A 23,901-nucleotide genomic window follows, 5' to 3' on the forward strand; every position below is an offset into this window, starting at 1 on the left:
AGACAGCTCACTATCAGCTTCCAACAGAGGCAGATGAGCAGGGATTTCTACTCCTGAACTCTTCAATTGCACGATTGTTTGCTCTCGGATTTCTCTTCTGTTCATCAGGCCCTCAGCTCTGGATGCACCTTCAAATACACAGTTTATCGGGTGTCCAAAATATCCGTCTCATCCCTCGGCATTTGCCTCGACGATAGCCATACAAGGATGGGCTGGGCCAGATAAAAGTAGAACAATAGCACTGCCTGAGCAGCGCTGATTTCAAGCTTGTACTCTATCAACTCGGGGTAGATTACATAAATAAAGCCGGAGGCAACGGTTAGCAGAATATTGATCAAGACTGCAATCCGACTGGTCCATAGTGTTGTGGATTCTATCTCAGTCAAAGGTCCTGGCCAGTGACTGTGAATCATGGCAGGCGCCGTAAAAATGTTTACGATAGGGATATACGAAGTCAGGAGCATCTGAGCTCTCGATATCTCCTGATTGCGACAGAGTCGTCGGATCCATATATAAAACATGGAAGATGTTCCAAAGAAATAAAAAAGCATAATGCCCACCCCAAAAACATCGATACCTTTCGATTTCAGAGCAAAGAATTCGATGACCCATACATAGCCATATGTAGGGAGAAACGGTGGTCCTACGTTAAGCATAGCGTTGAAGACGAATAGGGTAACCGAAAGAATAAAAGCCGCCCTCAATCCTTTATCCTTCATCGTTCCTTCAACCACGTTGTATCTTCCTGTGTCAAACTCCAGCGGCACCCGGCGGCAATGCTACAGTCGCGTTAGCCATCTACAGATTCCAGAATCGCCTCTCCCTCGCGAATCTCGATGGAAAAGTAATGCCCTGCCGGTTTACAAAAATACGTAACACCCCACGGATTCAAAAAATCACCTTCTGCGGGCACCGAGATTCCATCAAGCGACAGAACATCTCTCCAGTCGGTGGGCATCTCGCTGTTCACCCAATCTTTCCATGCCTCTTCAATCGCCGGCTTCGTTAGCATAAACAGGTCATCAAGTCTCGACATCCAATCCTTGCAGAAAGCGGTCTCTTTTTCCGTTGGCCCTTCAGCTTCGTCAGCTTCCTGGCGGACCTCGGAGTGGAAGCCTACCTTTCCATCGATACCAGCGATGCTATTGTCGAGTTCGGCTTCCCAGCGCGCATACGATCCTGGAGGCAAGATCCATAACCGATCGAAATATTCATGCTCTATCTGCTGAACAGGGGAACGCCTCGCCCGTACCGTGACAATGATAACGCCGACGACGAGCAGGCCGAAAATTACGACAATGACCGGGGGCAATAACGTTCTCCTACAGTGGCTCTGGCCTATTCATTCGCGACAGACCACAATAAACGGCGTCCTTCATCATAGACGCTGCGCCCCCTCCGTCAAGGAAAAATCTGGCCGCCCCCTGTTCGCATCCCCGCCGCACCGTCACAAGCGCGCTCGCCTCTCCGCCACACCGTCACAAGCACGTTCGCCTCTCCGCCGTCGAGCGCCTTCGCTCAGCCTCCCCGCCGCACCGTCACCACACGTCCGCCCATCCGCCGTCAAGCCGCTGCGACTAACGTCCCGGCTTGCCTTCTCCAACACACTGGCTTCTCCACGATCGGGCCGACCTGGCCCTCCCCTCCTTCCCGGACTTAACCATCCCTCGGTTTTTGCAGATTGCAGGCTGAACCTTCAATTTGCATGATGCAAGAACGGTCGACTGTCGTGACCTCAGCCGATGGGGCTCGTATACTTGCACCCTGGATATGCAGAACAACCCAGAAAACTACTGCCGGCGGACGGGCCTTTGCGAGCGGTCCGCTGGACCAACCTTCCACCGCATCGAGGACAGATGCCCATAGCCGTTGCGACGTCGCTTCGCCTCAGGCTATCCACGTGCCTTCTTTCAGTAGAAGTTGTCGGCAAAAAGCGCCCGGCTTGCAAACGCTCCACCATCGAATCACACTCGGCCGCCGTGAAAACAGGACGATCGAAGGAGCGTACATAACCTATGAGCCCGTTGATATGAGTGACGTTCTGCGGCATCTGAGTTCGCAACTCTGCACCGCCCGCAAACACGACGACAGAATGAATGCAAGCCTTCGGTACTCTCAAAGCCGACTGCACAGCCTTTACATGCAGGTAGTTCTGCCGCAAAGGGTTCTGGAATTTGAACTTCTTTTTATAGAGAACCTGAGTCCAATGACGCTGATTCGCTGCGCCAAATATCCATCCTTCCATGTTTTTCGTCTCTATTACAAAGACTCCATAAATGGAAACGAGCACATGATCGATTTGCGTTGTTCTGCTGCCGATCGGCAAGGTTACATTGTCCAGCCGGCGATAGTCGCTGTTATTAAGGAATAGGTCGGCGGCGAGTTTTACCTTCGCCTCGCCATAAGCGCCCTTCAGGGCTGGCGAGCGACGAATCCAATACAGGATGATAGCAAATAGTAGCGCCAGTAAAACGAGGACAGCTTCCATACAGATATCCGCCTTGAGGTTTGCGTTTTCAATGTACGGTCATTAAAATGACTCTTGCAAATCGTGATGCTGCGATTCTTTGAATACTGCGCACCGCCCTTCATCCTTTCCTGTGTAACAGCTCAGTCAAGGAAAATTCTGGCCGCCCCCTGTTCGCCTTCCCGCCGCACCATCGCAAGCACGCTCGTCTCTCTGCCTTCGAGCGCCCTCGACTAACCTTCCCTTCACCGAGACACATCCCCGGTTCTGGATTTAATCCACCTCCTCTTTCGGCGTCTGCTTCGATGATAACCATACAAGAACCGGCTGAGCGAAAAAGAAAAGGATTACCAATAGACTTAAAATGCTACTAACCGCGTGTCCTGCGCTCCCTAACGGATAAAAATAACCTTCGATTGTATTTGCTATAATCGAGCCCCAGTAGCCTACCATCGCAGATAGTCTTGAGCTCCAGAGCAGTATGTTCAACGCCCGACCTGGATCAGTCGGCCAGTGGCTGTGAATCATTGCCGGTGCCGTGTATGTATTTATAACTGGCAAGAAGCACATCATGAAAATCTGAATTCTCGATATATTCGAATCCTGGCATAGTATATCAATCCATGCGTAGAACATGATTGATGTCGAGAAAAAGAGCGCAAACAGAGAACCTACCAGAATCAACGCTCTCTCGAAAGGGTGGATACCCAGCTCTATCAGCATTCTCTCTGCCAGAGGACCGCCCGAGATCGGACTGGGAACGAACAGCAACAGGCTCAACAAAGCACCAAGAACTGCAAGAGCAAAAATCACGGCGAAATACTTTCTCATCTCCTCCCCCTTTCTCCGCACCTTCCCTACTTTCCCTTCTTTCTCCCCCATCTCCCCCGTGCCTCCGTGGTTAACCTCCGGATTCTCCTCTCTTCTCCGCGTCCCCTGCGCCCTCCGCGGTTAACCTGCCTTCCTTTTTCCCTCCCCTATCACTTCTTCACAATCCTATAGCACGCATGCGGACGCTGCATCCGAAAATCCGGCGGTACGGTCTGCGCGGTGATGTCTTTGATCTCAGCGCCGCGGATCTGATCCGCCTGTATCTTGAACTTCTTCAAGTTCGAAGAGAAGTAAAGCACGCCACCGGGCACAAGCAAGCGAAGCGTGCGTTCAATCATCTCAGGATGGTCGCGCGCCACGTCGAAATCACGCACCATGCGTCGGGATTTCGAGAAGGTCGGCGGATCAAGCACGGCGAGATCGAAGCTTCTCGGCTCGAAGTCGTCGAGGCCTCTTAAAAGGTCGGTTTCGACAAAGCGATGCTCCCGGCCCGTGAAGCCGTTCAATCTCATGTTACGCTCCGCCCATTCAAGATTCACGGGCGAGAGATCGGCCGTCGTTGTGGTTAACGCTCCTCCGGCGGCGGCATAGACCGAGAACGATCCGGTGTAGGCGAAAAGGTTGAGGAAGCGTTTGCCCGCCGCCTCGGCTCTTACAAGAGAACGCGTGATGCGATGATCGAGAAAGAGGCCCGTATCGAGATGGCCCGACAGATGAATCTCAAAGCGCAGTCCGGCTTCGACGACCTCCGACTTTTTGATGGCGCCGGTCGCGCTCTGACCTGCGCCCTGCGTCCCACCTTCAACACGCTGACGGATTCTTACAAATATACGGGAGCGATCGATCTCAAAGACGTTCGCTATGATTTCAAGAGAGCGGGTCTGCCAGTCTTCTTTCGCGTGCAGTGCGTCGGTCTTTTCGAGAATAGAGACGACAAGATCGTCTCTGTAACGATCGATGATGATCGGAAACTGCGGCACATCCCTATCATAGACGCGAAAGGCCTCGATACTCTGTCTGCGCGCCCAGCGTCCGTTATGACGCAACATCTTGCGCAGTCGGTTCTCGAACATCTCGTATGGCAGAGTGCCCAACGGAATACTACTCGATGATATCTTGCCGGGTGACGTATGATCCAATGACGATTCATCCGATGAAAGATTCGCTGCGGACGGATTCGAGGCAGTGTCTGCCGATCCCTCTTTTTTCTTTTGCGCCATAAGCCGGAATCGCCCGGTTCGCATGGCTGGCAAGAAGGGTTGACGGCGGCGCTCCGTTTCTATAATCTTCGTTCAATTATGAAAAGATCCGATTTTGGAAGAGATTTCCTGTGGGGAGCGGCCTCCGCCTCCTATCAGATTGAAGGCGCTTACAACGAAGACGGCAAAGGGGAATCCGTCTGGGACCGTTTCACGCATACGCCGGGCAAGATCCACGACGGCTCGACGGGCGACGTCGCCTGCAATCATTACCACCTGTTCGAGAAAGATCTCGACATCATGAAAGAGATGGGGCTTCCGCTCTATCGCTTCTCCATCGGATGGCCGCGCATCTTTCCGACGGGTTCCGGTGCGAAGAATCAGAAGGGCGTCGATTTCTATCATCGCCTGATCGACGGATGTCTGAGCCGCGGCATCGAGCCCGCCGTCACGCTCTATCACTGGGATCTTCCGCAGGCGCTCGAAGATCGCGGAGGCTGGACGTCTCGCGAAACCTACGAGCACTTCTGCGAATACGTCGATTTCGCGACGAAGGAATACGGATCAAAGATCAAACGCTGGATGATCCTGAACGAGCCCTTCGCCTTCACGACGCTGGGTTATATGCTGGGACAGCATGCGCCGGGTCGCAAGGGTCCGTCTAACTATCTGCCGGCCGTGCATCATACGGCGCTGGCGCAGGGCGAAGGCGGACGCATCGCTAAGGCGAACTGTCCGAATGCGGAGGTGGGCACGACCTACTCCTGTTCATGGATTGAGCCGGCCGGTTCTTTCAGCGCTCAGGCGGCGGCCCGCTACGACTATCTGATGAATCGCATGTTCGTCGAAACGGGCCTGGGCCTCGGTTATAATACAAAGCTGCTTCCGCTTCTGAAAAAGCTGGATGCCTTCCAGAAAGAGGGCGACGACAGCCGCATGAAATTCGATTTCGATTTTATAGGCATCCAGAATTACTCGCGCGAGATCATTCGCTGGTCGCCTTTTATTCCTTACGTATGGGGCAGTATGATTCCGGCGAAGAAGCGTTGCCCGAAAACGACCGATATGGGATGGGAGATCTACCCCGACGGGATCTATCATCTTCTCAAGCAATTCGCCTCGTATAAAGGCGTGAAGAAGATCTACGTTACCGAAAACGGAGCGGCCTTTCCCGACGTCGTTACAGGCGATCGCGTGCATGACGCCGAACGCACGCAGTTTATCCAGGACTATCTCGGCGCCGTGCTTCGAGCGAAGAACGAAGGCGTGAACGTGCAGGGCTACATAATCTGGAGCTTCACGGATAACTTTGAATGGGCGGAGGGCTACCGTCCGCGCTTCGGGCTCGTTCATGTCGATTATGAAACGCAGAAACGCACGGTGAAGGATTCGGGCCTCTGGTTCCGGGGCTTCCTTGCCGGCAAATAACGGTCGAGCGCTTCGATAAACAGAAAGGGCCTGCGGGCCCTTTTTTCGTTGGACAGGAGGACCGTCGATTGTCCCCTTCCGTTTTATGTCTTCGGCTCTTGACCAGACAGTTCAGTTGCTTCGCATTATAAAAGGCCGCGCGCAGGGCCGCACGTATGAGCGCGGAGTCGAATACCATGACGACGATCGTATCTCTGATCTGACGAAAGAACGTCGCGGATGGAGCGGCATCGCCCACGGCATGAACGAGTATGACGTCTGGATCGATCCGCAGCAGGGCATGTATGAATGCAACTGTCCCGCTCCGTCGCCGTGCAAGCATGTGGTGGCCTTAACGCTCGTTTTGCTCGACCATCTTTCGGGCAAGAATGGCCAGCGTCTGCAAGCGTCACATCAGATACAATACAAAGACGGAGATACGGACGATCTCAAAACCGACCACCGGTACGGCCGCACTCGCACACACGAACCATATCGAGCCGCGCGAAAAAAGCAGAGCGGACCGACGCCGACTCTCGTCTATCAGTTTCGAAGCGGATCGGACCGCTTCTGGATCGGCTTTCGCGACGACACGGGCAAAGAGATACATCCCGACGGCATCGACGATCTGCTTGAATGGATGCCTCACGGCACACTCGACTATTATTACAGACAGAAAGAGCACGGGTTATCCATCCCCTATCAGTTTGAGGTTATCCACCGACTTGTCGGCGATCATCCGCTTTATCTTGACGATGCGCCCGTTACGATGGCCGATACGATTCCTCCCGTCTTCACGCTCGATCTGCACGGCGATAGCGGCCGCCTTTCTGCATCGGTCGAGCTCAACGACGAATTTGCAGCGGTGGGCGGGAAGAAGGTAGCCAGTTATCTGCTCGCCCGTGAAAGCAAGGACGGGTTAATGATGCGGCTCGGGCTGCCTGCTCCCGATCAGCTTGCTCTTTTGCAGAGGACCGAGATCACTCATCCACTGAAGACGTTACTTGAGATGCTTCCCGAACTGCGCCGCCAGAAGGTGCGCGGACTGGAGGCGCTCCCTGAGATCAAAGAGCACGGACCGCTGCCTCTTCTTTTCGTCGATCCCATCGTCGATAAAGACGACCTTGTCGGATTGCAGCTGCAGTTTCGCTTCGCCTATTTCTCTCATGCGATCGAGCCCGAGCGAGATGCAACGCCCGCAGGCCTTCAGGAGGCCGCCGTTTTCGCTCCGTTCACGCTGAGCAATACGCCTCGCACAAATGAGCCCATCGGAGTCAGCCCGGAAGGCATCCCGGCAAAACGAAACGCCAAGAAAGAACGGAAGATCTTCGAGCCGCTTGCCTCGATGCTGACGCAGAACGGGAGCAAACGCATCTTTAAAGGCAAGATACTGACCTTCTTTCACGAACAGTTAGGCGCCTATCAGAAAGCCGGCGTCGTCGTGCAGATGCCGGCGGAACTGATGTCGCTGAAGATCCGGCACACGCAGTCCGTTTTTCAACTGCAAACGTCGTCGGGCACCGATTGGTTCGACGGGCGCATCGAGATTCCGGGCCTCTCGGCCGAAGAAATGGAGCGTGCCCTGACTGCGGCGCGAAACCGCCAGTCGCATCTGCTTCTGAGCGACGGCCGATGGATTCGTCTTGAAGATCTGCAGATCGATCGAATTTTGCAAACGCTCGATTCGCTCGGTCTTAAGAATAAAAAGGACGGCACCGTCGAGAAGATCTCGATCGGCCAGGCGACGGCTCTTCTTGCCGAGCAGGAAGCTCGCACCGAGCGGTTAGGCGGCGAGCTGCGCGCTCGGTTGCTACGATGGGCGCATCGCGATGAACAGGCATCGACCGTGAGATTCTCCGTTGCCGAAGGCTTCGGCGCAAAGCTGCGTCCGTATCAGGTAACGGGAGTGCAGTTTCTTCTCGAACGTCATGCGGCGGGTGTGGGCGCCGTGCTCGCCGACGATATGGGTCTCGGCAAGACCGTGCAGGGTCTCGCCTTCTTGCATACGCTCGAACATCAGAAGCCCGGACGCTATCTCATCGTCTGTCCGCCGGGTGCGTTATCCGTCTGGCGTCTTGAAACGGAGCGCTTCTGTCCGAAGCTGCTTCTGCAAACCTGGCATGGAACGTCGCGCAAGGACCAGTTTCCCGCCGAGCGCGGCATCATGCTGACGACCTACGGCACGCTACAGAAAGACCTCGAACTTTTCGCCGATCTTTCCTTCGAGACGGTGCTGATCGACGAGGCGCAGACGTTGAAGAATCATCGCTCCGCCGCTTCGCGCAGTATGCGCTCGATTCAGAGCCGTACCTTCTTCTGTTTAACAGGCACGCCTCTTGAGAACCATCCGCTCGAGATATGGAGCCTTATGGATCTGATCCTGCCCGGCCTGCTCGGCACGCGAAGCTCCTTTCGATCGCTTTTCGGGCAGACGCTTGACGAGGATCGCAAAGACGCCCTGAAACGGCGCATCGCTCCTTTTATTCTGCGCCGCACACGCGACGCCGTGCTCAAAGATCTACCTGCGCGCACAGAGCAGGATCTGCGTATTCCGATGACGCAGAGGCAGGCCCTCGCCTACGAACGAGCGAGACGAGAGGCCGTCGAAGCTTTGAAAAAGGCCGGGCGAGACTACCTGATGCAGATGCTTCCGCATCTGATGAAGCTGCGTCGCATCGCCTGCCATCCAGAGTTAGGCGATGCAAAGGCCGATCCGCTTGAATCGGGCAAGATTCTGTCGTATGCCGAGATGGCCGACGAGCTTGAAGAGACGGCTCGCGGCATTCTCGTTTTCAGTCAGTTTACAGACATGCTCGATATGTTCGGGCGCTTTCTCGATGCGAGACACGAAGGACGAAAAGGCACCCGGCGACCGTATCTGCGTCTTGACGGGTCGACGACGGCGACACAGCGCGAGCGTCGTGTGCGCGAATTTCAGGAGGGCGACGTTCCGTATTTCTTGATCAGTCTTCGCGCCGGCGGTACGGCCCTGACGCTGCACCGGGCCGACACGGTGCTGCATCTTGATCCCTGGTGGAATCCGGCGGTTGAAGAGCAGGCGACGGCGCGGGCCCACCGCATGGGACAGAAACATCCCGTCTTTGTGTATCGCTTCTTCAGCGAGAACTCGGTCGAAGAGAAGGTGGCGAAGCTTCAACAGAAGAAACGGCAGCTTTTCGACGACCTTTTCGGCTCTTCGCAGAAAGGCGCCGTGCCTTTTGACCGTGACGAGCTGCTTGCTCTGCTCTCGACCGATTGACGACTCAAAAAATCGACATCGGACTTGCCAGCGCTACGGCCAGGACTACTCCGGCTCATGCACATGATCACGCATAGCATGGCTCCGGACTGGCTCTGGCTCGCCTTCCTTATCGGTATCCTGATTCTTATCTTTATCGATGTCGCCCTGCTGCATCGTACGGCGAAAGAAGAGAGCATGCGCTCCGCTCTCTTAAACACGGCGCTCTGGATCGGCGTCGCCCTATCTTTCAACCTCTGGTTCGGTCTTGAATACGGCACGACGGCCGGCACGGAATTCCTCACCGGCTACGTGATCGAGAAAAGCCTGAGCATGGATAACGTTTTTGTCATCCTGCTTCTTTTCGAATCGATGAAGATTCCCGCGAAATACCAGCACCGCGTCCTTTTCTGGGGAGTTCTCGGCGCCATCATCTTCCGGGGCATCTTCATCATTATCGGAGCGGAGCTCATTCACCGCTTCAGCTGGGTGCTTTACATCTTCGGAGCCATTCTTATCATCTCGGCCATCAAGTTCCTGCGCGAAGAGAAAGAAGAGGTCGAAGAGGTCGAACACGTCGTTATCCGATACTTAAAGAAGATCGTGCCCGTCACATCGAAGATCGAAGGCCAGGCCTTCTTTGTTCGCGAACACGGTCGCCGCGCGGCAACGCCTCTTTTCGCCGCTCTGCTTCTTGTTGAAACGAGCGATATCATCTTCGCCGTCGATTCGATTCCGGCCGTGTTCGCGGTAACACGTGATCCGTTTATCGCCTTCGCTTCAAACATCCTGGCCATCCTCGGATTGCGATCTCTCTATTTCGTCATCGCACACTGGGTGAAGAATCTGCGCTATCTGAAGCCCGGCCTCGCCGTCATCCTCGGCTACGTCGGCATCAAGATGCTCATCGTCGAGTGGTATCACATTCCGGCCTGGATCTCGCTGCTTGTGATCATCGGAGTGCTGACGACGGCGGCGCTTACCTCCTGGTACGTCAACCGACTCGAAGAACGTCGCAGGTAACAGAGCCCGCGATAATCGGATTGACCGGCCGCTCAGAGCCCGTCCGGGACGGGTTCTGAGTTGACAGCGCAGTCAAGCAGGCTCCGCTGATACCGATGCCAGATTTACGCGAAAAAATCGAGACCTATCTTTCGAAGCGCCTGCAGGGAAAGGTACAGATCCTCGATATGAAACTGCTCTCCGGCGGCGCCTGCCAGGAGAATCATCTCGTAAAGCTTGAGGTCAGCGGCGGGCCCGAGGCCGGCTCCTACGATCTCGTCATGCGCACCGATCGAGGCGGATCGCTGCTCTCGTCGCTTTCGCGCATGAACGAATTCCGCATCGCCGGCACCGCCTTCGATGCCGGAGTTCGCACGCCGCGCGTATTCTGGCCAGAAGAGAACGCCGACGCCATCGGCGCTCCGTTCTACTTCATGCAGCGGATCAACGGTAACGCCGCCGGTCGCTTCATCGTAAAGGATCGCAGCATCGCCGAAGCTCGCAAGAAGCTGCACGATGAGCTGGCTGCAAGCCTGGCCCGTCTTCATTCCATCAAGCAGAGCGAGAAATCGCTCGATCTCGATTTTTTACCGCGTCGCGATGCGCGCACGCTCGCCCTTGAGGCGGTGCGCGAGATTCGCGACGAGCTCTCACAATTCGACGAGGCACATCCGGCGATTGAACTGGCTCTGAACTGGCTTGATGCAAACGCCCCCGAAGCCGACGACGTCGTATTGATTCATGGCGACTTCCGTACGGGTAACTTTCTCGTTTCGCCCGAAGGATTGCAGGGCGTCGTCGACTGGGAATTCGCTCACTGGGGCGACCGGCATGAAGATATTAGCTGGCTGTGCATGCTCGACTGGCGCTTCGGCGTCATCAAGAAAGAGGTCGGCGGCTTCGCCGATCGCGACGCCTTTTATGAAGCCTACGAGCGCCACTCAGGAGTAAAGGTCGACGTCCAACGCGTCCTTTTCTGGGAGGTGATGGGTAACGTTCGCTGGGCCGTAGGATCGATTCAGCAGGCCGAACGTCATCTGTCGGGTAAAGACCGAGGTATCGAATTCGCTTCGATAGGACGACGCACGGGCGAGATGGAATTTGAAATGATGAGGTTAATCGAACATGCAGGATAAACCGAAGGCCGAAGATCTGCTTGAAGCAGTGCAGGATTTCTTGATGAAAGAGATCCTGCCCGAGATTCGCGAGAACGACCTGCTTGCCTACAAGACTCTCGTCAGCTGGAATATGCTGGGCGTGATCTCGCGCGAGATCAAATCCGAAGAAGAGACGATTTCGGCCGAGCTGGAACGCATGGCGCCGCTTCTCGGCGAAAAGATTCCGACAGGACTTTCCTTTCAGGAGAAACGCAACCTTCTCGGACGGCTCACCTCCGATCTGGCCGAGAAGATCCGTAACGAACGCATCGTCGATACGGGCAGCCTTGTCTGGAAGACCGTAAAAGAATCCGTGGCGGCGAAGCTGCGCGTCTCGAATCCCCGCTTTCAGGCCGACGAATGACTCAGGTTAACGAGATCTGGATCGTTCGACACGGACGAGCGGGCGTCGAAGGCGAATACGATTGCCTCACGCAGCAGGGGTTCGCCCAGGCGAAGGCGCTCGGCGATTATCTGCGACAGATGCAGATCCGCTTCGATGCGGCTTTTTCGGGATCGCTGCGTCGCCAGCAGGAAACGCTTTCGACCATCCTTGAAGGTTTAACCGAATCCCCGACCGACCAGATCGACGTTCGCGAGGCCCTGAACGAGTTTTCGCCCAGACAGGTGATCCGCGTCGCGGCAAAACTGCGCGAATCAAACGAAGAATTCCGCGGCGTCTTTGACCGATGGCAGAACGAGTGGAGCGACTCGGTAGAAACGGGAAAGCCTCTGTTCTTTAAAGTGATGCGCCATTTCCTCGAATACTGGGCCTTCGAGCCCGGCGAACACGGCTTTCAGTCCTGGGCCGCTTCGGTGCTTGAAGGGTTCTCTGCCCTGCCGCACCACGGACGTCTGCTTGTCGTCAGCTCGGCCACTCCGATCGCCCTTGCCGCCGGCGCCGCCTTCGGCATGAAGCCCGTAGAATCGCTCAAGCTTCTACAACCGATCTACAACAGTTCGATTACGATCGTGCGGCGCTCGGATCGCGGATTTGAAAGCGAGGTTCTTGAGCCGGTCATGTTTAACGCCGTGCCGCATCTTCGCGATCCATCGATGCTGACGCTGCTGTAAGAAATCGGGAGTGCATCCGTCCATTTCCTGCTTTACAGCAGCTCGCATCTGACCGAGCTGTTTTGGTGAGCACCATCGTCCTCGTCAATGTCTCCGGGCCCGATCGCGCCGGCATTACCCGTTCCGTCACCGAAATCCTCGGCCGCTACGGCGTGCGAGTGCTCGATATCGGCCAGGCCGTCATCCATAACCATCTTTCGCTCGGGCTCTTGATTCAGATTCCGCCCGAATCGGAATCGGCGCCCGTGCTCAAGGATCTGCTCTTTCGCACGCACGAAATGGGATTACAGCTGAAGTTCACTCCCATATCCGAAGACGATTACGAGCTGTGGGTTAACGCACAGGGAAAAGAGCGCTATATCATTACGGCGCTTTCGCGAAGCATCACAGCCGAACAGATCCACCAACTCACGACCATCATATCCGAAAACGGGCTGAACATCCAGGGAATAACACGTCTTTCGGGACGCTTCTCGCTCCGCCATCCACCGGAGCGCCCACGTGCCGGCGTCGAATTTCAGGTGCGGGGCGAACCCGCCGATGCCGCGGCCATGCGTCTTGCGTTTCTTGCGCTGGCCCAGGACCTGGGCATGGACGTCTCCTTTCAAAAAGACGACCGCTATCGACGCAATCGCCGCCTGGTCTGCTTCGATATGGATAGCACGCTGATTCAGGCCGAGGTCATCGACGAGCTGGCCCGCGAGGCCGGCGTCGGCGAACAGGTCGTCGCCATCACCGAAAGCGCCATGCGCGGGGAGATCGACTTCAACGAAAGCTTCCGCCGCCGGGTCGCCCTACTGAAAGGGTTATCCGAATCCCGTCTCGACAGCATCGTCGAACGCATCTCTCTCACCGAAGGCGCCGAAGAGCTGATCCGCGCTTTAAAGGGCATGGGACTGAAGACGGCCATCCTTTCAGGCGGATTCACCTTCTTCGGCCGCCGACTGCAACAGCGCCTGGGCATCGATTATCTTCATGCGAACGAGCTCGTCATCGAAAACGGCGTCGTCACGGGCGAGGTGCGCGAACCCATCGTCAACGGACAGCGCAAGGCCGATCTCTTAAAGCAGATCGCCGAACAGGAAGGCATCCGTCTGGAACAGGTCATCGCCGTCGGCGACGGAGCAAACGATCTGCCGATGATCGGCCTGGCCGGATTAGGCATCGCCTTTCAGGCCAAGCCGCTTGTGCGCAAAAGCGCCAGCCATGCTATATCGAATCTCGGTCTGGACGGGATTCTCTATCTGCTCGGCGTGCGAGATCGAGACGTATAAGAAACGCGGTAAAATCGATCCTTCGTTTCAGAACCCGCCCCGGGACAGCTTCTTAATCAGTGATCATGGTTCTCGTCAGGCGAGCCATGATCGCTATGCATGATGCGATCGGCCCAGGCAAGCGCGATCGTCGATACGAGAAAAACGGCGTGGATAATGACCTGCCACATCACCTGCTCGGTATCGCGATTGGCGATGTTTACGAAGCTTTTGAGCAGATGAATGCCCGATACGCCGGCAAGAGCACCGGCAAGTTTAACCTTTAACGTGCCGGCGCCGATCTTCTCAAGCCATTCCGGATGATCCCGGTGCTCATCGGTTTCCAGTCTGCTGACGAACGTCGAATATCCTCCGATGATGACCATAATGAGCAGGTTGGCCACCATCGTAACGTCGATCAATCCGAGAACGGCGAGCATCAGCATCTCTTCGCTGATGGAATCGATATGCGAAAAAAGATGCCAGAGCTCGATATAAAACTTATAAGAATACAGAAGCGCCGCAGCGATCAAGCCGATATAGAGAGGAAGCTGCACCCATCGACTGGCAAAGATGATGCGTTCAAGAACGTGCTCGATACGATTCTTCATGACGATGCAGATTTCGAGAAGCCTTCCTCCCGAAAAGCAAAATCCCGTCGGTCTGAGGCCAAAATCTGGATAGCCCCGTCCTATACCGTAACGATGACCTTACCCGCCGCATGTCCGGCTTCGAGATATCGCATCGCCTCAGCCGATTCTTCAAGCGGATAACGTCGATCGATCACAGAGCGAATCTTGCCCTGTGCGAGCAAATCGCTCAGCAGCTCAAGGTCGGCTCGATTCGGCTTCGACGATACGGTCACAATCTTCTTCTTTGAAGCGAGAGAATAAAGCGGGCCGAGAAGCAGCGCCTGGAAAAGCTGACGACCGTCACCACCGACCATAGCATAGATGCCCGACGGCGTAAGGCATCGTCTGTACTCGTCAAGCGATCGAAAGCCGTTCACTCCGATGATGGCATCGTATAACCTGCCGGATTTCGTGAAATCCTCTTTCGCATAATCAATGACGTTGTGTGCACCGAGCGATCGGGCAAGCTGCTGCTTCGCGCCGCTACAAACGGCCGTGACCTCGGCGCCAAGATGGCGAGCGATCTGAATAGCGTAGGTTCCCACTCCGCCCGACGCTCCGTTGATCAGAACCTGTTGCCCCGACTGCACGTTCGCCGCATCACGCAGCGCATGCAGGGCCGTCATGCCGGCAAGAGGAAGAGCGGCCGCCTCTTCAAAAGAGATGTTCTGTGGCTTCAGGATCAGCTCATCTTCGCCGGCGCATTTGAATTCGGCAAGGCCGCCGAAATTCGAAGCGAAGACGTCTCCAAAAACCTCGTCGCCGGGTTCAAAGCGCCTTACCTGAGAACCGACCGCTTCGACGACTCCGGCCACATCGGCGCCTAACGTAGTGATACGCTTCGGCCGCAAAAGACCGGAATACAGGCGGGCAAGAAAAGGATCGGCCCTCATCATACGCCAGTCGGCCGCATTCAACGAAACCGCTCGAACGCGAATCAAAACATCGCGCTCGCCGGGAGTGGGCCTGGCGACCTCTCGCATCTGCAAAACTTCCGGCGGTCCGTATTTTTCGAAAACAATGGCTTTCATGATGATATCCTGAGAGAGATTCGGTTAGTTGAAATTCGCTGTTCGCTGATCCGGAATCACTTATCTACATCGACAGCTATTCAGAGTCCGCGTTCATTCTTTTTACTTTTCACTCGCAATGCATCGCGCACGCGCATAAGAGCAAAACCGAGCAGGTTCTCGCCTGGCCACTGATCGGGTGCTGTAATCCGGGCCACTTGCTCGTTCAGACCGATACCCCAGATGCTGTCATCGGGGCTTGCTTCTACAAGCACACGATCGCCAGTTGAAAACAGGAAGTCGGCAAGCTCTGGATTTTGAGAGAACTTATGCAGATTCCCCTCGAAAACAATGCGACCCTTTTCCCGATTCCAGGTCTCTTCATCAAACCTCCGGATCTGCCGACCGAGTTTTTTCGCTACCGCGGGATTCTCGTCATCAAGCATTGACAGCATAATACTCTCATCTTGAAACAGCCTGGCCTTCTCATACATCATCCAGTGCTCCGCAGTAGGGAAAGAGAGGCCTTCGAAAAGAAAGGCGCGACGGTACCACTGACTCAAGCATTCTTTGCCGATTTGAGCGACGTCTCTCGAAGTGTGCCCCCAGAAAAACAGGAAAGCCGGGGGCTCGCTTTGTTTGATACTCCGCCTCAGATTGGCCATCGAGTATATTTGATCAGAAGAGTCACTCATACTCCCTTTATCCCTCTGCCGGAAAAACTATGAACCGAGCCGGCACATGCTCCGTTAACCATACGCCGTTTTCAGACAGGAAAAACGCATGCTCGCCGGCGTTCATCGAGCCGGCATCAACGCGCAAAACGATCGGCCTGCCGCGGCGCATGCCTACCGCTCGGGCCGTTTCTTTATCAGCGGAAAGATGAACAAACTGTCGGCTGCGACGACGCAATCCCTCTTGTCTGATCGACGGAACGAACTCGGCCACCGTACCGTGATACAGCACCGATGGCGGTTCTACGGGCTGGAGCTTTGGATCAACATCAATGGAGTGGCCCTGAGCGGCCCGGATCCGGGCGCCATCTTCGCTGATCGTGAACCGCTTCTTGTTATTCTCGCGTACGATCTGCTTGAGCTCATCAGAGTTGATCGGTGTTCCAGAAGACGCAAGCGCCTGCAGTAACACGTCGATAGAGACCCAGCCATTTTCATCGAGCGCTATGTCGATTGCCTCGGGCCGGTGTCTAAGCACAAGACTGAGGAACTTACTTTTGTTGATAAGCCGCTTTTCCATAAGTCAGAACATCAAAGCTTCTTCCTTACATAATGTCTCAGACGCGCAAGAAAATATCCTTCTGGATTGACGGATTTCGAATGATGATATAATATAAAGCTCGGAGCAACTGCGGCATGAAACAGCGGGCGATTCCCTTGCATTCCTACCGGACTACCTGGATCTCTAATCCGGCTGCCCCGAACGTGGATTAACACATGCGCGAAAGCCTCCAGGAACTACGCTCTCTGCTCATTCGCATGAGTCAGGCCGCAGATACCGGTGCCTCATTTCCGGCCGAAAGCGAAGACCTTCTTGCCGAGGTGATCGATTCGGCAACGCGCATCAAGCGGGCGATTGCGGCATCGAAGAATCGCCGCTACAGCCAGATGGACGATCGCTACAAGCAGGCGATTCACCAGGCCTTGATCCGACAATCTCTTATGGGCATTGCGCTCATCGAAGAGGAGCGGTTCGTCTTCACGAATCACCGCTTCTGTCAGATTTTCGGATATACGCCCGAAGAACTGCAAAGGCTCAGCCCGATGGATCTTGCCGCTCCCGAAGATCGAGAGATCGTCGCCTCCAACCTTCGTCGACGAAGACCGCTTAAGAACGAACGAGTCTCTTACCAGGCGCGAGGAATTCACAAAGACGGAACGGAGCTGACGGTCGAGATCTTCGGCTCAGCCGCTGCCGTCGACGGCACCATGATCCCCATCGTCGTCGTTGAAGACGTCACCGAGCGCGAAAAGGCGCGAAGGGATCTGCGCGAAAGCGAGCTGCGCATGCGAGGCATCTTCGACAACAGCCTCGTCGGCATCGTCATCGCGCAGATGAGAAACGGCCATATAGAAGAGGTAAACGACCACTTCTTGCAGCTCTCCGGATTTTCGCGCGAAGAAATGATCGGTCACACGACGGTTGAGCTCGGCGTCTGGGCCATTCCAGAGCAGCGAGACGAGATGATCGCTCATCTGCGAAAAGGCGAATCGCTGCACGGATTTCACGCCACATTGCGGAAGAAAAACGGTGAGCTTCGTGAGTTGCTTCTTTCGGCGAGAGCGGCCTCACTGCATGGCATCGAATGCTCCGTCGTCTCGACGATGGACATCACGGAGCTTTTGAAAGCCCGTGAAGATCTCGAACGGCAGAGAGGACGAATGCAGGCCGTCATCAATCTTCATCCAAGCGGCATAGCCCTCTTCGATTCAGACAGACGGCTCATCTTATGGAATAAACGATACGAAGAGCTGCTTCAGTATCCGGACCACTTTCTAAAGCGGAACGACATCCTGTTCGATGATGTGGTCCGGTTTAACCATGCCCGCGGGGACTATCCGGGCCTGACCGAACAGGAAGCCCTTGATTTCTTTCTCGAAAAGCTTGAAAAGGCCAGAACCGTCCACCTCGCCCGGCAACACAGGGGCGACCATATCTTTGAGATCGATGGCATCCCGCTTCCTGGAGAAGAAGCTCTGATCATTTATACCGACATCACCGATCTCAGCCATGCAGAAGAAGAGATGCGCATCCTTGCCAATCACGATCCGCTCACACATCTGCCGAACCGCAGGCAGCTTATGGATGCCCTGCACGCAATGCTCAGCGGAAAGCGAGAGCGACATACGGCGATCCTGCTTCTTGACCTCGACGATTTCAAACCGCTGAACGACCGATTCGGACATCAGACGGGCGATGTTTTCCTGGTCGAGATCGCCGACCGATTACGCCGTACGGTGCGCAGTAGCGATATCGTCGCTCGCATCGGAGGGGATGAATTCGTCGTCCTTCTTACAGGGCTTGATCCGCATCGTGAACAAGCATTAAAAGAGGCCACGGGCATTGCCGAGAAGATCCGGTCGGCCATCGGTCTTCCGTATTCATTAACCCTGACAGACGAACAGGCCGCCCGACGTTATGAGCATGCATGCAGTTGCAGCATCGGCATACGACTGCTACGAAACGAAACCGACGCCGATATGGTTATCCAGCAGGCCGATACGGCCATGTATTCGGCAAAGCGGGCCGGCAAGAATCAGATCGCATTTTACGGTGGTCCATAGGGCGGTTGACTGAACCAGGCAATTGAAGATGAGATCGGGTATAAGTGTGAGAGCGGCGAGGGCAAGAGAGCGGGCGAGGTACCGAGCCTCTGATTGAGCAAGGCAGTCGAAGGAGAAACCGAACTCTGTTTGCCATCAGTCTTCAAGGTCGCCTAAGCCTCTTCTCGCCTGATATCGGCTCCCAGTGCGATCAGGCGGCCGTCGATGTTCGAGAAGCCGCGATCGATCTGGTTGATGTTCTGTATCACCGACTCGCCCTGAGCGCAGAGGGCGGCGATGAGCATGGCCATACCGGCACGGATGTCAGGGCTCGATACGACGGCGCCAAAAAGCGGCGTCGGGCCCATGATGATGGCGCGATGCGGATCGCAGAGCACGATGCGCGCTCCCATCGAGATGAGGCGGTCGGTAAAGAACAGACGGGATTCAAAGAGCTTCTCATGCAGAAGCACGGTGCCCTTGCACTGTGTCGCCGTCACAAGAGCGACGGACGTCATATCGGCGGGGAACCCGGGCCAGGGCGCCGAGTCGATGTGCGGAATCGCTCCGCCTAAATCCATGAGGATCTCGCGCGATTGATCGGGCGGAACGTGCAGACATGTCTGTCCGTCCTTCAGCTCTTCGCGAGCCTCGATGCCTAACCGCGAAAAGACAAGCCGGATCATGCGCATGTTTTCGATATCCGGATCTTCGATCCACAGATCTCCGCCGGTGACGGCGCCAAGAGCGAGAAAAGATCCGACTTCAAGATAATCCGGGCCGATGCGATGCGTGGCGCCGTGAAGCGATCCCACTCCGCGCACACGCAGGATGTTCGAGCCGATGCCGTCGATCTGCGCTCCCATCTTCACAAGCAGATGACAGAGGTTCTGCACGTGCGGTTCGCACGCCGCATGTCGGATGATCGTCTCACCTTCGGCGAAGGCGGCCGCGCAGACGGCGTTCTCCGTTCCGGTGACCGACGCCTCATCAAGCAGAATATCGGCGCCGACAAGCCGGTCGGCGGTTAACTCGTAGCCGTCGGGAAAGATCTTGATCTTTGCGCCGAGCGCCTGCAGCGCCAGGATGTGCGTATCGAGGCGACGACGTCCGATGCGATCTCCGCCCGGACGCGGCAGAAACACACGACCGGTGCGCGCAAGAAGCGGCCCGGCAAGCGTAACCGATCCACGAAGAAGGGCCGAGAGCGAGCCGGGAATATCCGATGCCGGAGCGGTGCGTGCCTGCACCTCGACGAGATCGGTGCGCGACGGATCTGGATAACGCACCTCGACGCCGATGGCCTTGAGGATCTCAAGCATCTGCCGTACGTCCTCGATGTCGGGCAGATTCTCGAATGTGAGCGCTTCGTCGGTCAGACAGGCGGCAGCAAGCACCGGCAGGGCCTCGTTTTTATTCCCCTGTGGTCGAACGACGCCGTTTAACGGACGTCCGCCGCGTACTCGAAAGATCTGTCTGTCCGTACTCATAGGCGCCATTACCCCGTAAACCGGAGCGCACGCAACCCAGAATAAGGCCCGTAGAGGCCCGCCCGCTCCCCCTGCGTGCGACGAGGTGACGCGCTCCTGCGTCAATCGTCGCCGCTCCGCACTCCTGCTCCGCTACGCAGGGGGAGCGGGCGGGCTGGGCTTTGGGCTACGGGAATACTTGTGAGGCGAGTGGAGTTCATGAAAATCCGTGGCTCCGCTCTCAGGGGTGAGCCGACGGGCTGGATTCAGGGCGAATAAAAAACAGTTGAATCCAATGATACTCCCGCCTAACCCAATACCGGCTGCATCGCTCCATGCCTGGAGTTCCGTTCCACCCGCACCGGCTCGAACCAGGACTGGTGCGGGTGAAACTTCGGGAGGGAGCGCTACGGCCTTACTCCCACTCCAACAGAACCTTGCCTGTCGTTCTGCCCGACTTCAGATGCTGCAGGGCATCAAGGGCCTTTGCTGCGGGGAATATGGAATCGATGACCGGCCTGCGCCAGGGAAGCTGCATCATCGGACCGAGCATCGCCGCCATCTCATCGACCCGATCATAGAGCCAGATCAGATTAAAGCCAAAGATGGCTCTGTTATCAGAGATCATGCTTAACGGATCGGGTCGGTAGCGCTTCATATACTGATAGGCAAGGCGCAGCCAGCCCCGACGCGAGCCGGTGGGCATGAAGTCGGCGGCTCCGAAAAGCAGATAACGTCCTCCTGGAGCAAGCCGCTCAAAGGCCGGACGAAAGAACGGGCCCGCTACGGCATCAAGCACAAGATCAAGCTGACGGCCAGACGGCCCCAAGGCGTCAGCAAGGCGGCGACCGAACTCCGCTCCGGCACGCCAGCCCGAAGGACGCAAAACAATCTGATCGGCCGAGAGTCCAAACTCCTTCATGAGCAGATCGGCCTTCTCGGGTCGGCCGATGACGGCGATGGCATGGGCCTGCTTCCATTGAACGATCTGCAACGCATGCAGGCCGACACCACCGGCTGCCGACTGCACAAGCACGCGCTGTCCGGCATGCAGGGCTCCCAGCTCGGCGAGCCCGTACCACGCTGTCAGTGCCTGCACGGGAAAGGCAGCGGCCTCAGCAAGGCTCCATCCGTCGGGGATTTTTCGCAGGTAGCGCGGGTCGGCGTCGATATGCGAGGCGTAGGCTCCGAATCGCGAGAACCCCCAGACGCGATCTCCGGGGCGGAGTTCCGACGTCGGAGTTCCGACCTGTTCGACGATGCCCGAAAACTCCAGTCCGGGGACGAATTCCCCCGTCGGAGTGGCCGAATACAGCCCCAGACAGGCGAATACGTCGGCCAGATTGAGGCCGCTGTGGCTGATTTTGACCCGAACACTCCCCGAGGTCGGAACTCCGACCGGTTCCTGACGCATTTTCAGATCGTTCAGATTCCCGGCGCGGGGCAGAAAAAGGACGTGACGGTGCATACAGAACTCCCTTTTTACCGATCTTGAGAACGCAACGTGCGTCCAATCGACCGGAGATGAAACCTATGAAATTTGCCCGAATCCTGCCGGCTTTCTTTTTGATCGTCGGCGCCCCTCTGATGGCGCAGACGCCGATCTTCAAGCTGGATCCGGCCTCTACCGTGAAGTTTCACGTGCAGGCCACCCTGGAGAACGTTACGGGTAGCTTCCACACAATCGAACTCGAATCCATTGAATTTAACGGACGCCCGGAAAGCCTGAAAGGCCGCCTTGCCGTCCTTATCGATAGCCTCGAAACGGGCAAAACGAAGCGTGACAGCCATCTGAAAGAGGCCGATTTCTTTGACGTCCAGAAATATCCGAAGGCCTATGTCGACGTGCTCGGTATCTCTGAGGATGACGGCGACTACTACGTGCACTTTGCTCTGGAAATTCGTGGTATTCGAAAAGAATATCAGGAGCCGATTCAGTTAAAAGCGGACTGGGTGGGAGTGCAGGCGAAGGGAACGGTGGTTGTGAACCGGAAGGATTTTGGTGTGAACGGGAATATTCTGACCAATACGATTATCAACGATGAGGTCACCCTCGAATATAACATCGTATTGGTCAGATGACAGAAGGCCGCTCTCTCAGAGAGCGGCTCGTTTTTTTGCAGCCTTCTTCTTGGAGGCTTTTTTCTTAGCGGTTTTTTTGGCCGACTTCTTTGCAGCCTTCTTCGTTGCTTTTTTCTTAGCAGTCTTTTTAGCTGCCTTCTTCGTTGCTTTTTTCGTTGCCATGTTCTATTCTCTCTGACCGGTTATAGTGTTATCAAACTGTTTCTTTCGTAACCATGACTTCGAAGGCGATCTACTGTTCTTACACTGTTGCTTGATCCGATCACCATCTTATGTCACTTATGACTCTTCTTTTTTTCAGTGAGTAAGTTATTGTCAATTCATTCATGAATTTTTTCCAACTATCGGGAAATTTTTTTTATACAAGGTTGTTATGAAACTATAACGATCCGGAAGATATAATGAGCATGCGATGACACATCATATCATGCTCGTTATATCTTCTTCAAGGGGTTACATGGCGGACTTCTGCAACTCTTGATGCGTCAGAGTAACGGTGATATCGGTGCCAGGCGCTCTTCTATGCATGAAGATGACGATCAATGACAGCAGAGATACGATCACGACGGCGAAGGGAAGCCACGAAGGCGTCAGTGTAACGAAGAATGGAAGCACTCCGATCGCTATCAGGCGAATCACCTCGGAGTAATAGGCCCACTTCTTCAACTCCATCATGCCTCCGACGTTCATCAACGTCCAGACGACAAGCGCCGACACCGCTGCAACGAAGGTCATTGAGAGATTTTTTATGCTCAAGAGGACGATAAAGGTCGCTGCCGTGGCAAAAATGAACCAGATCAACCCGTAATAACTGATGATCGGCGGTGTTCGAGTGTCAAAACGGTCATAAAGCGTCTCTTCACTGGTTTCAACGGCCGCCTCAGCGGGAAATTTATAGTCCTTCATGTTATCAGGACGCCATCCTGGAGGACGAAACCACACCTGAAACCGATCCTTCCAGCTCTTTGCATGCCAGCAGAAGTGAAAGAGATCGGCGAAATGATGTATGTTAGCCCAGACGGGGTTCCAACTGCGTAGCGGCTTCACAATGCCATAAGCGGGCTCTTCATCCTCTTCCTGAAACGTACCGAACAGACGATCCCAGATGATGAGCGTTCCTCCGTGATTCTTATCAATATAACGGGGATTGCGACCGTGATGCACGCGATGGTGGGATGGCGTATTCAAAAACCATTCAAGGAATCCCATCTTCGGAACGGCGCGCGTATGAATCCAGAATTGATAGATGAGGTTGATCTGTCCATGAACGATAAAAAAAGCCGGATCAAAACCCACAACGGCGAGAGGTAGATAGAAAACCCAGGTGAAGAGGCCATGAAAGGCCGGTTGCCTGAGGGCGACGGTGAGGTTATATTCCTCGCTGCTGTGATGCACAACGTGACCGGCCCAGAGCAGATTCCATTCATGGCTCATCCGGTGCATCCAGTAGTAGCAGAAATCGTAAAGCAAGAATGCCGACACCCAGGCGATGCCCGCATGCAGGGGCGTTTCAAAGCCGAAATCGAAGAGCCGGACGTTCTCGTACAGATAGATGTAGGCGAGGATTGTAAAGCCTTTAAAGAAAAGGCCGGCGATCTGATTGCCTACGCCCGTGCTGAGATCGCTGATCGAATCGTGCAGACGATACAGCCTTTTTTTGCTGAGAATCGAATAGAGTAGCTCGATTCCGATCAACAGGAAGAAGACCGGAATGGCATACGTGATGAGTTTTGTTTCCATATTCGCATGAACCTTTTTTTTGACTGAAATTAGCGATTCTTGCACAAGAAACAAGCGTAAAT

General features: G+C 55.3%; 22 protein-coding genes. 9 read left to right on the plus strand and 13 right to left on the minus strand.

Going from position 1 to position 23,901, the window contains the following annotated elements; all coding sequences use genetic code 11:
* Positions 1–143: 143 nt before the first annotated feature.
* The 5 genes from LEPIL_RS15625 to LEPIL_RS15645 form a co-directional block, all read right to left on the minus strand.
* Positions 144–719, minus strand: coding sequence for a hypothetical protein (locus LEPIL_RS15625; protein WP_040918977.1), 576 nt, complete (start codon positions 717–719; stop codon positions 144–146).
* Between the two features lie 71 nt (positions 720–790).
* On the minus strand, positions 791–1,312 hold the full coding sequence (locus LEPIL_RS15630; RefSeq protein WP_002773888.1) for a hypothetical protein: 522 nt from the start codon (positions 1,310–1,312) through the stop codon (positions 791–793).
* A 423-nt stretch (positions 1,313–1,735) separates the two neighbouring features.
* Complete coding sequence (locus tag LEPIL_RS15635; RefSeq protein ID WP_002773889.1) at positions 1,736–2,488, minus strand: nuclease-related domain-containing protein; 753 nt, start codon at positions 2,486–2,488, stop codon at positions 1,736–1,738.
* Between the two features lie 252 nt (positions 2,489–2,740).
* Positions 2,741–3,349, minus strand: a complete 609-nt coding sequence (locus tag LEPIL_RS15640; RefSeq protein ID WP_002773890.1) for a hypothetical protein — start codon at positions 3,347–3,349, stop codon at positions 2,741–2,743.
* Positions 3,350–3,447: 98 nt separating this feature from the next.
* Complete coding sequence (locus LEPIL_RS15645; protein WP_002773892.1) at positions 3,448–4,518, minus strand: class I SAM-dependent methyltransferase; 1,071 nt, start codon at positions 4,516–4,518, stop codon at positions 3,448–3,450.
* Positions 4,519–4,596: 78 nt separating this feature from the next.
* Between LEPIL_RS15645 and LEPIL_RS15650 the strand changes: the two genes are divergently transcribed.
* The 7 genes from LEPIL_RS15650 to serB all read left to right on the plus strand — a co-directional run bounded on the left by LEPIL_RS15650 (position 4,597) and on the right by serB (position 13,649).
* Entirely contained in the window at positions 4,597–5,925 is a 1,329-nt protein-coding gene (locus tag LEPIL_RS15650) for a GH1 family beta-glucosidase (protein ID WP_002773893.1), read from the plus strand.
* A gap of 85 nt (positions 5,926–6,010) precedes the next feature.
* A complete protein-coding gene (locus tag LEPIL_RS22405; RefSeq protein ID WP_002773894.1) occupies positions 6,011–9,163 on the plus strand; it encodes a DEAD/DEAH box helicase in 3,153 nt (1,050 codons plus the stop codon).
* A 63-nt stretch (positions 9,164–9,226) separates the two neighbouring features.
* The gene (locus LEPIL_RS15660; RefSeq protein ID WP_157135097.1) at positions 9,227–10,165 is read left to right on the plus strand and encodes a TerC/Alx family metal homeostasis membrane protein; all 939 of its coding nucleotides are present in this window, start codon (positions 9,227–9,229) and stop codon (positions 10,163–10,165) included.
* Between the two features lie 95 nt (positions 10,166–10,260).
* Positions 10,261–11,280: a phosphotransferase family protein gene (locus LEPIL_RS15665; protein ID WP_002773896.1), complete on the plus strand. Its 1,020-nt coding sequence runs from the start codon at positions 10,261–10,263 to the stop codon at positions 11,278–11,280.
* A complete protein-coding gene (locus LEPIL_RS15670) occupies positions 11,270–11,665 on the plus strand; it encodes a DUF6285 domain-containing protein (protein ID WP_002773897.1) in 396 nt (131 codons plus the stop codon). Before LEPIL_RS15665 ends, LEPIL_RS15670 begins: the two co-directional genes overlap by 11 nt.
* Positions 11,662–12,375, plus strand: coding sequence for a histidine phosphatase family protein (locus LEPIL_RS22410; protein WP_002773898.1), 714 nt, complete (start codon positions 11,662–11,664; stop codon positions 12,373–12,375). Before LEPIL_RS15670 ends, LEPIL_RS22410 begins: the two co-directional genes overlap by 4 nt.
* A gap of 65 nt (positions 12,376–12,440) precedes the next feature.
* Positions 12,441–13,649, plus strand: coding sequence for a phosphoserine phosphatase SerB (serB, locus tag LEPIL_RS15680; RefSeq protein WP_002773899.1), 1,209 nt, complete (start codon positions 12,441–12,443; stop codon positions 13,647–13,649).
* A 56-nt stretch (positions 13,650–13,705) separates the two neighbouring features.
* On the opposite strand, the gene LEPIL_RS15685 is transcribed toward serB, so the two are convergent.
* The 4 genes from LEPIL_RS15685 to LEPIL_RS15700 form a co-directional block, all read right to left on the minus strand.
* Positions 13,706–14,239: a TIGR00645 family protein gene (locus LEPIL_RS15685; protein ID WP_002773900.1), complete on the minus strand. Its 534-nt coding sequence runs from the start codon at positions 14,237–14,239 to the stop codon at positions 13,706–13,708.
* An 80-nt stretch (positions 14,240–14,319) separates the two neighbouring features.
* Positions 14,320–15,291, minus strand: coding sequence for an NAD(P)-dependent alcohol dehydrogenase (locus LEPIL_RS15690; protein ID WP_002773902.1), 972 nt, complete (start codon positions 15,289–15,291; stop codon positions 14,320–14,322).
* 80 nt (positions 15,292–15,371) lie between these two features.
* A complete protein-coding gene (gene ybiA / locus LEPIL_RS15695) occupies positions 15,372–15,965 on the minus strand; it encodes a riboflavin biosynthesis intermediates N-glycosidase (RefSeq protein ID WP_002773905.1) in 594 nt (197 codons plus the stop codon).
* Positions 15,966–15,972: 7 nt separating this feature from the next.
* The gene (locus LEPIL_RS15700; RefSeq protein ID WP_002773908.1) at positions 15,973–16,524 is read right to left on the minus strand and encodes an RNA 2'-phosphotransferase; all 552 of its coding nucleotides are present in this window, start codon (positions 16,522–16,524) and stop codon (positions 15,973–15,975) included.
* Between the two features lie 197 nt (positions 16,525–16,721).
* Between LEPIL_RS15700 and LEPIL_RS15705 the strand changes: the two genes are divergently transcribed.
* Positions 16,722–18,569, plus strand: a complete 1,848-nt coding sequence (locus LEPIL_RS15705; RefSeq protein WP_002773909.1) for a sensor domain-containing protein — start codon at positions 16,722–16,724, stop codon at positions 18,567–18,569.
* Between the two features lie 152 nt (positions 18,570–18,721).
* Here LEPIL_RS15705 and murA read toward each other — a convergent pair whose 3' ends face one another.
* Together murA and LEPIL_RS15715 are read right to left on the minus strand one after the other, a co-directional pair.
* On the minus strand, positions 18,722–20,038 hold the full coding sequence (murA, locus tag LEPIL_RS15710; protein ID WP_002773910.1) for a UDP-N-acetylglucosamine 1-carboxyvinyltransferase: 1,317 nt from the start codon (positions 20,036–20,038) through the stop codon (positions 18,722–18,724).
* A gap of 394 nt (positions 20,039–20,432) precedes the next feature.
* Positions 20,433–21,485, minus strand: a complete 1,053-nt coding sequence (locus tag LEPIL_RS15715) for a zinc-binding dehydrogenase (RefSeq protein ID WP_002773911.1) — start codon at positions 21,483–21,485, stop codon at positions 20,433–20,435.
* Positions 21,486–21,550: 65 nt separating this feature from the next.
* Here LEPIL_RS15715 and LEPIL_RS15720 point away from each other — a divergent pair, with 65 nt between their 5' ends.
* On the plus strand, positions 21,551–22,099 hold the full coding sequence (locus tag LEPIL_RS15720; RefSeq protein WP_002773913.1) for a YceI family protein: 549 nt from the start codon (positions 21,551–21,553) through the stop codon (positions 22,097–22,099).
* A 15-nt stretch (positions 22,100–22,114) separates the two neighbouring features.
* Here the strand turns inward: LEPIL_RS15720 and LEPIL_RS15725 are convergent, their stop codons facing one another.
* Positions 22,115–22,261, minus strand: a complete 147-nt coding sequence (locus tag LEPIL_RS15725) for a hypothetical protein (protein ID WP_002773914.1) — start codon at positions 22,259–22,261, stop codon at positions 22,115–22,117.
* Between the two features lie 291 nt (positions 22,262–22,552).
* Entirely contained in the window at positions 22,553–23,839 is a 1,287-nt protein-coding gene (locus LEPIL_RS15730; protein WP_002773915.1) for a sterol desaturase family protein, read from the minus strand.
* Positions 23,840–23,901 lie beyond the last annotated feature (62 nt).

Origin of the sequence: Leptonema illini DSM 21528, from assembly GCF_000243335.1 — a bacterium.
Lineage (GTDB): Bacteria > Spirochaetota > Leptospiria > Leptospirales > Leptonemataceae > Leptonema > Leptonema illini.

Coding starts and splice junctions, on each gene's coding strand:
- LEPIL_RS15625 (WP_040918977.1), bottom strand. CDS start 719: ATGAAGGATAAAGGATTGAGGGCGGCTTTTATTCTTTCGGTTACCCTA.
- LEPIL_RS15635 (WP_002773889.1), bottom strand. CDS start 2,488: ATGGAAGCTGTCCTCGTTTTACTGGCGCTACTATTTGCTATCATCCTG.
- LEPIL_RS15640 (WP_002773890.1), bottom strand. CDS start 3,349: ATGGGGGAGAAAGAAGGGAAAGTAGGGAAGGTGCGGAGAAAGGGGGAG.
- LEPIL_RS15645 (WP_002773892.1), bottom strand. CDS start 4,518: ATGGCGCAAAAGAAAAAAGAGGGATCGGCAGACACTGCCTCGAATCCG.
- LEPIL_RS15650 (WP_002773893.1), top strand. CDS start 4,597: ATGAAAAGATCCGATTTTGGAAGAGATTTCCTGTGGGGAGCGGCCTCC.
- LEPIL_RS22405 (WP_002773894.1), top strand. CDS start 6,011: ATGTCTTCGGCTCTTGACCAGACAGTTCAGTTGCTTCGCATTATAAAA.
- LEPIL_RS15660 (WP_157135097.1), top strand. CDS start 9,227: ATGATCACGCATAGCATGGCTCCGGACTGGCTCTGGCTCGCCTTCCTT.
- LEPIL_RS15665 (WP_002773896.1), top strand. CDS start 10,261: ATGCCAGATTTACGCGAAAAAATCGAGACCTATCTTTCGAAGCGCCTG.
- LEPIL_RS15670 (WP_002773897.1), top strand. CDS start 11,270: ATGCAGGATAAACCGAAGGCCGAAGATCTGCTTGAAGCAGTGCAGGAT.
- LEPIL_RS22410 (WP_002773898.1), top strand. CDS start 11,662: ATGACTCAGGTTAACGAGATCTGGATCGTTCGACACGGACGAGCGGGC.
- LEPIL_RS15685 (WP_002773900.1), bottom strand. CDS start 14,239: ATGAAGAATCGTATCGAGCACGTTCTTGAACGCATCATCTTTGCCAGT.
- LEPIL_RS15690 (WP_002773902.1), bottom strand. CDS start 15,291: ATGAAAGCCATTGTTTTCGAAAAATACGGACCGCCGGAAGTTTTGCAG.
- ybiA (WP_002773905.1), bottom strand. CDS start 15,965: ATGAGTGACTCTTCTGATCAAATATACTCGATGGCCAATCTGAGGCGG.
- LEPIL_RS15700 (WP_002773908.1), bottom strand. CDS start 16,524: ATGGAAAAGCGGCTTATCAACAAAAGTAAGTTCCTCAGTCTTGTGCTT.
- LEPIL_RS15705 (WP_002773909.1), top strand. CDS start 16,722: ATGCGCGAAAGCCTCCAGGAACTACGCTCTCTGCTCATTCGCATGAGT.
- murA (WP_002773910.1), bottom strand. CDS start 20,038: ATGAGTACGGACAGACAGATCTTTCGAGTACGCGGCGGACGTCCGTTA.
- LEPIL_RS15715 (WP_002773911.1), bottom strand. CDS start 21,485: ATGCACCGTCACGTCCTTTTTCTGCCCCGCGCCGGGAATCTGAACGAT.
- LEPIL_RS15720 (WP_002773913.1), top strand. CDS start 21,551: ATGAAATTTGCCCGAATCCTGCCGGCTTTCTTTTTGATCGTCGGCGCC.
- LEPIL_RS15725 (WP_002773914.1), bottom strand. CDS start 22,261: ATGGCAACGAAAAAAGCAACGAAGAAGGCAGCTAAAAAGACTGCTAAG.
- LEPIL_RS15730 (WP_002773915.1), bottom strand. CDS start 23,839: ATGGAAACAAAACTCATCACGTATGCCATTCCGGTCTTCTTCCTGTTG.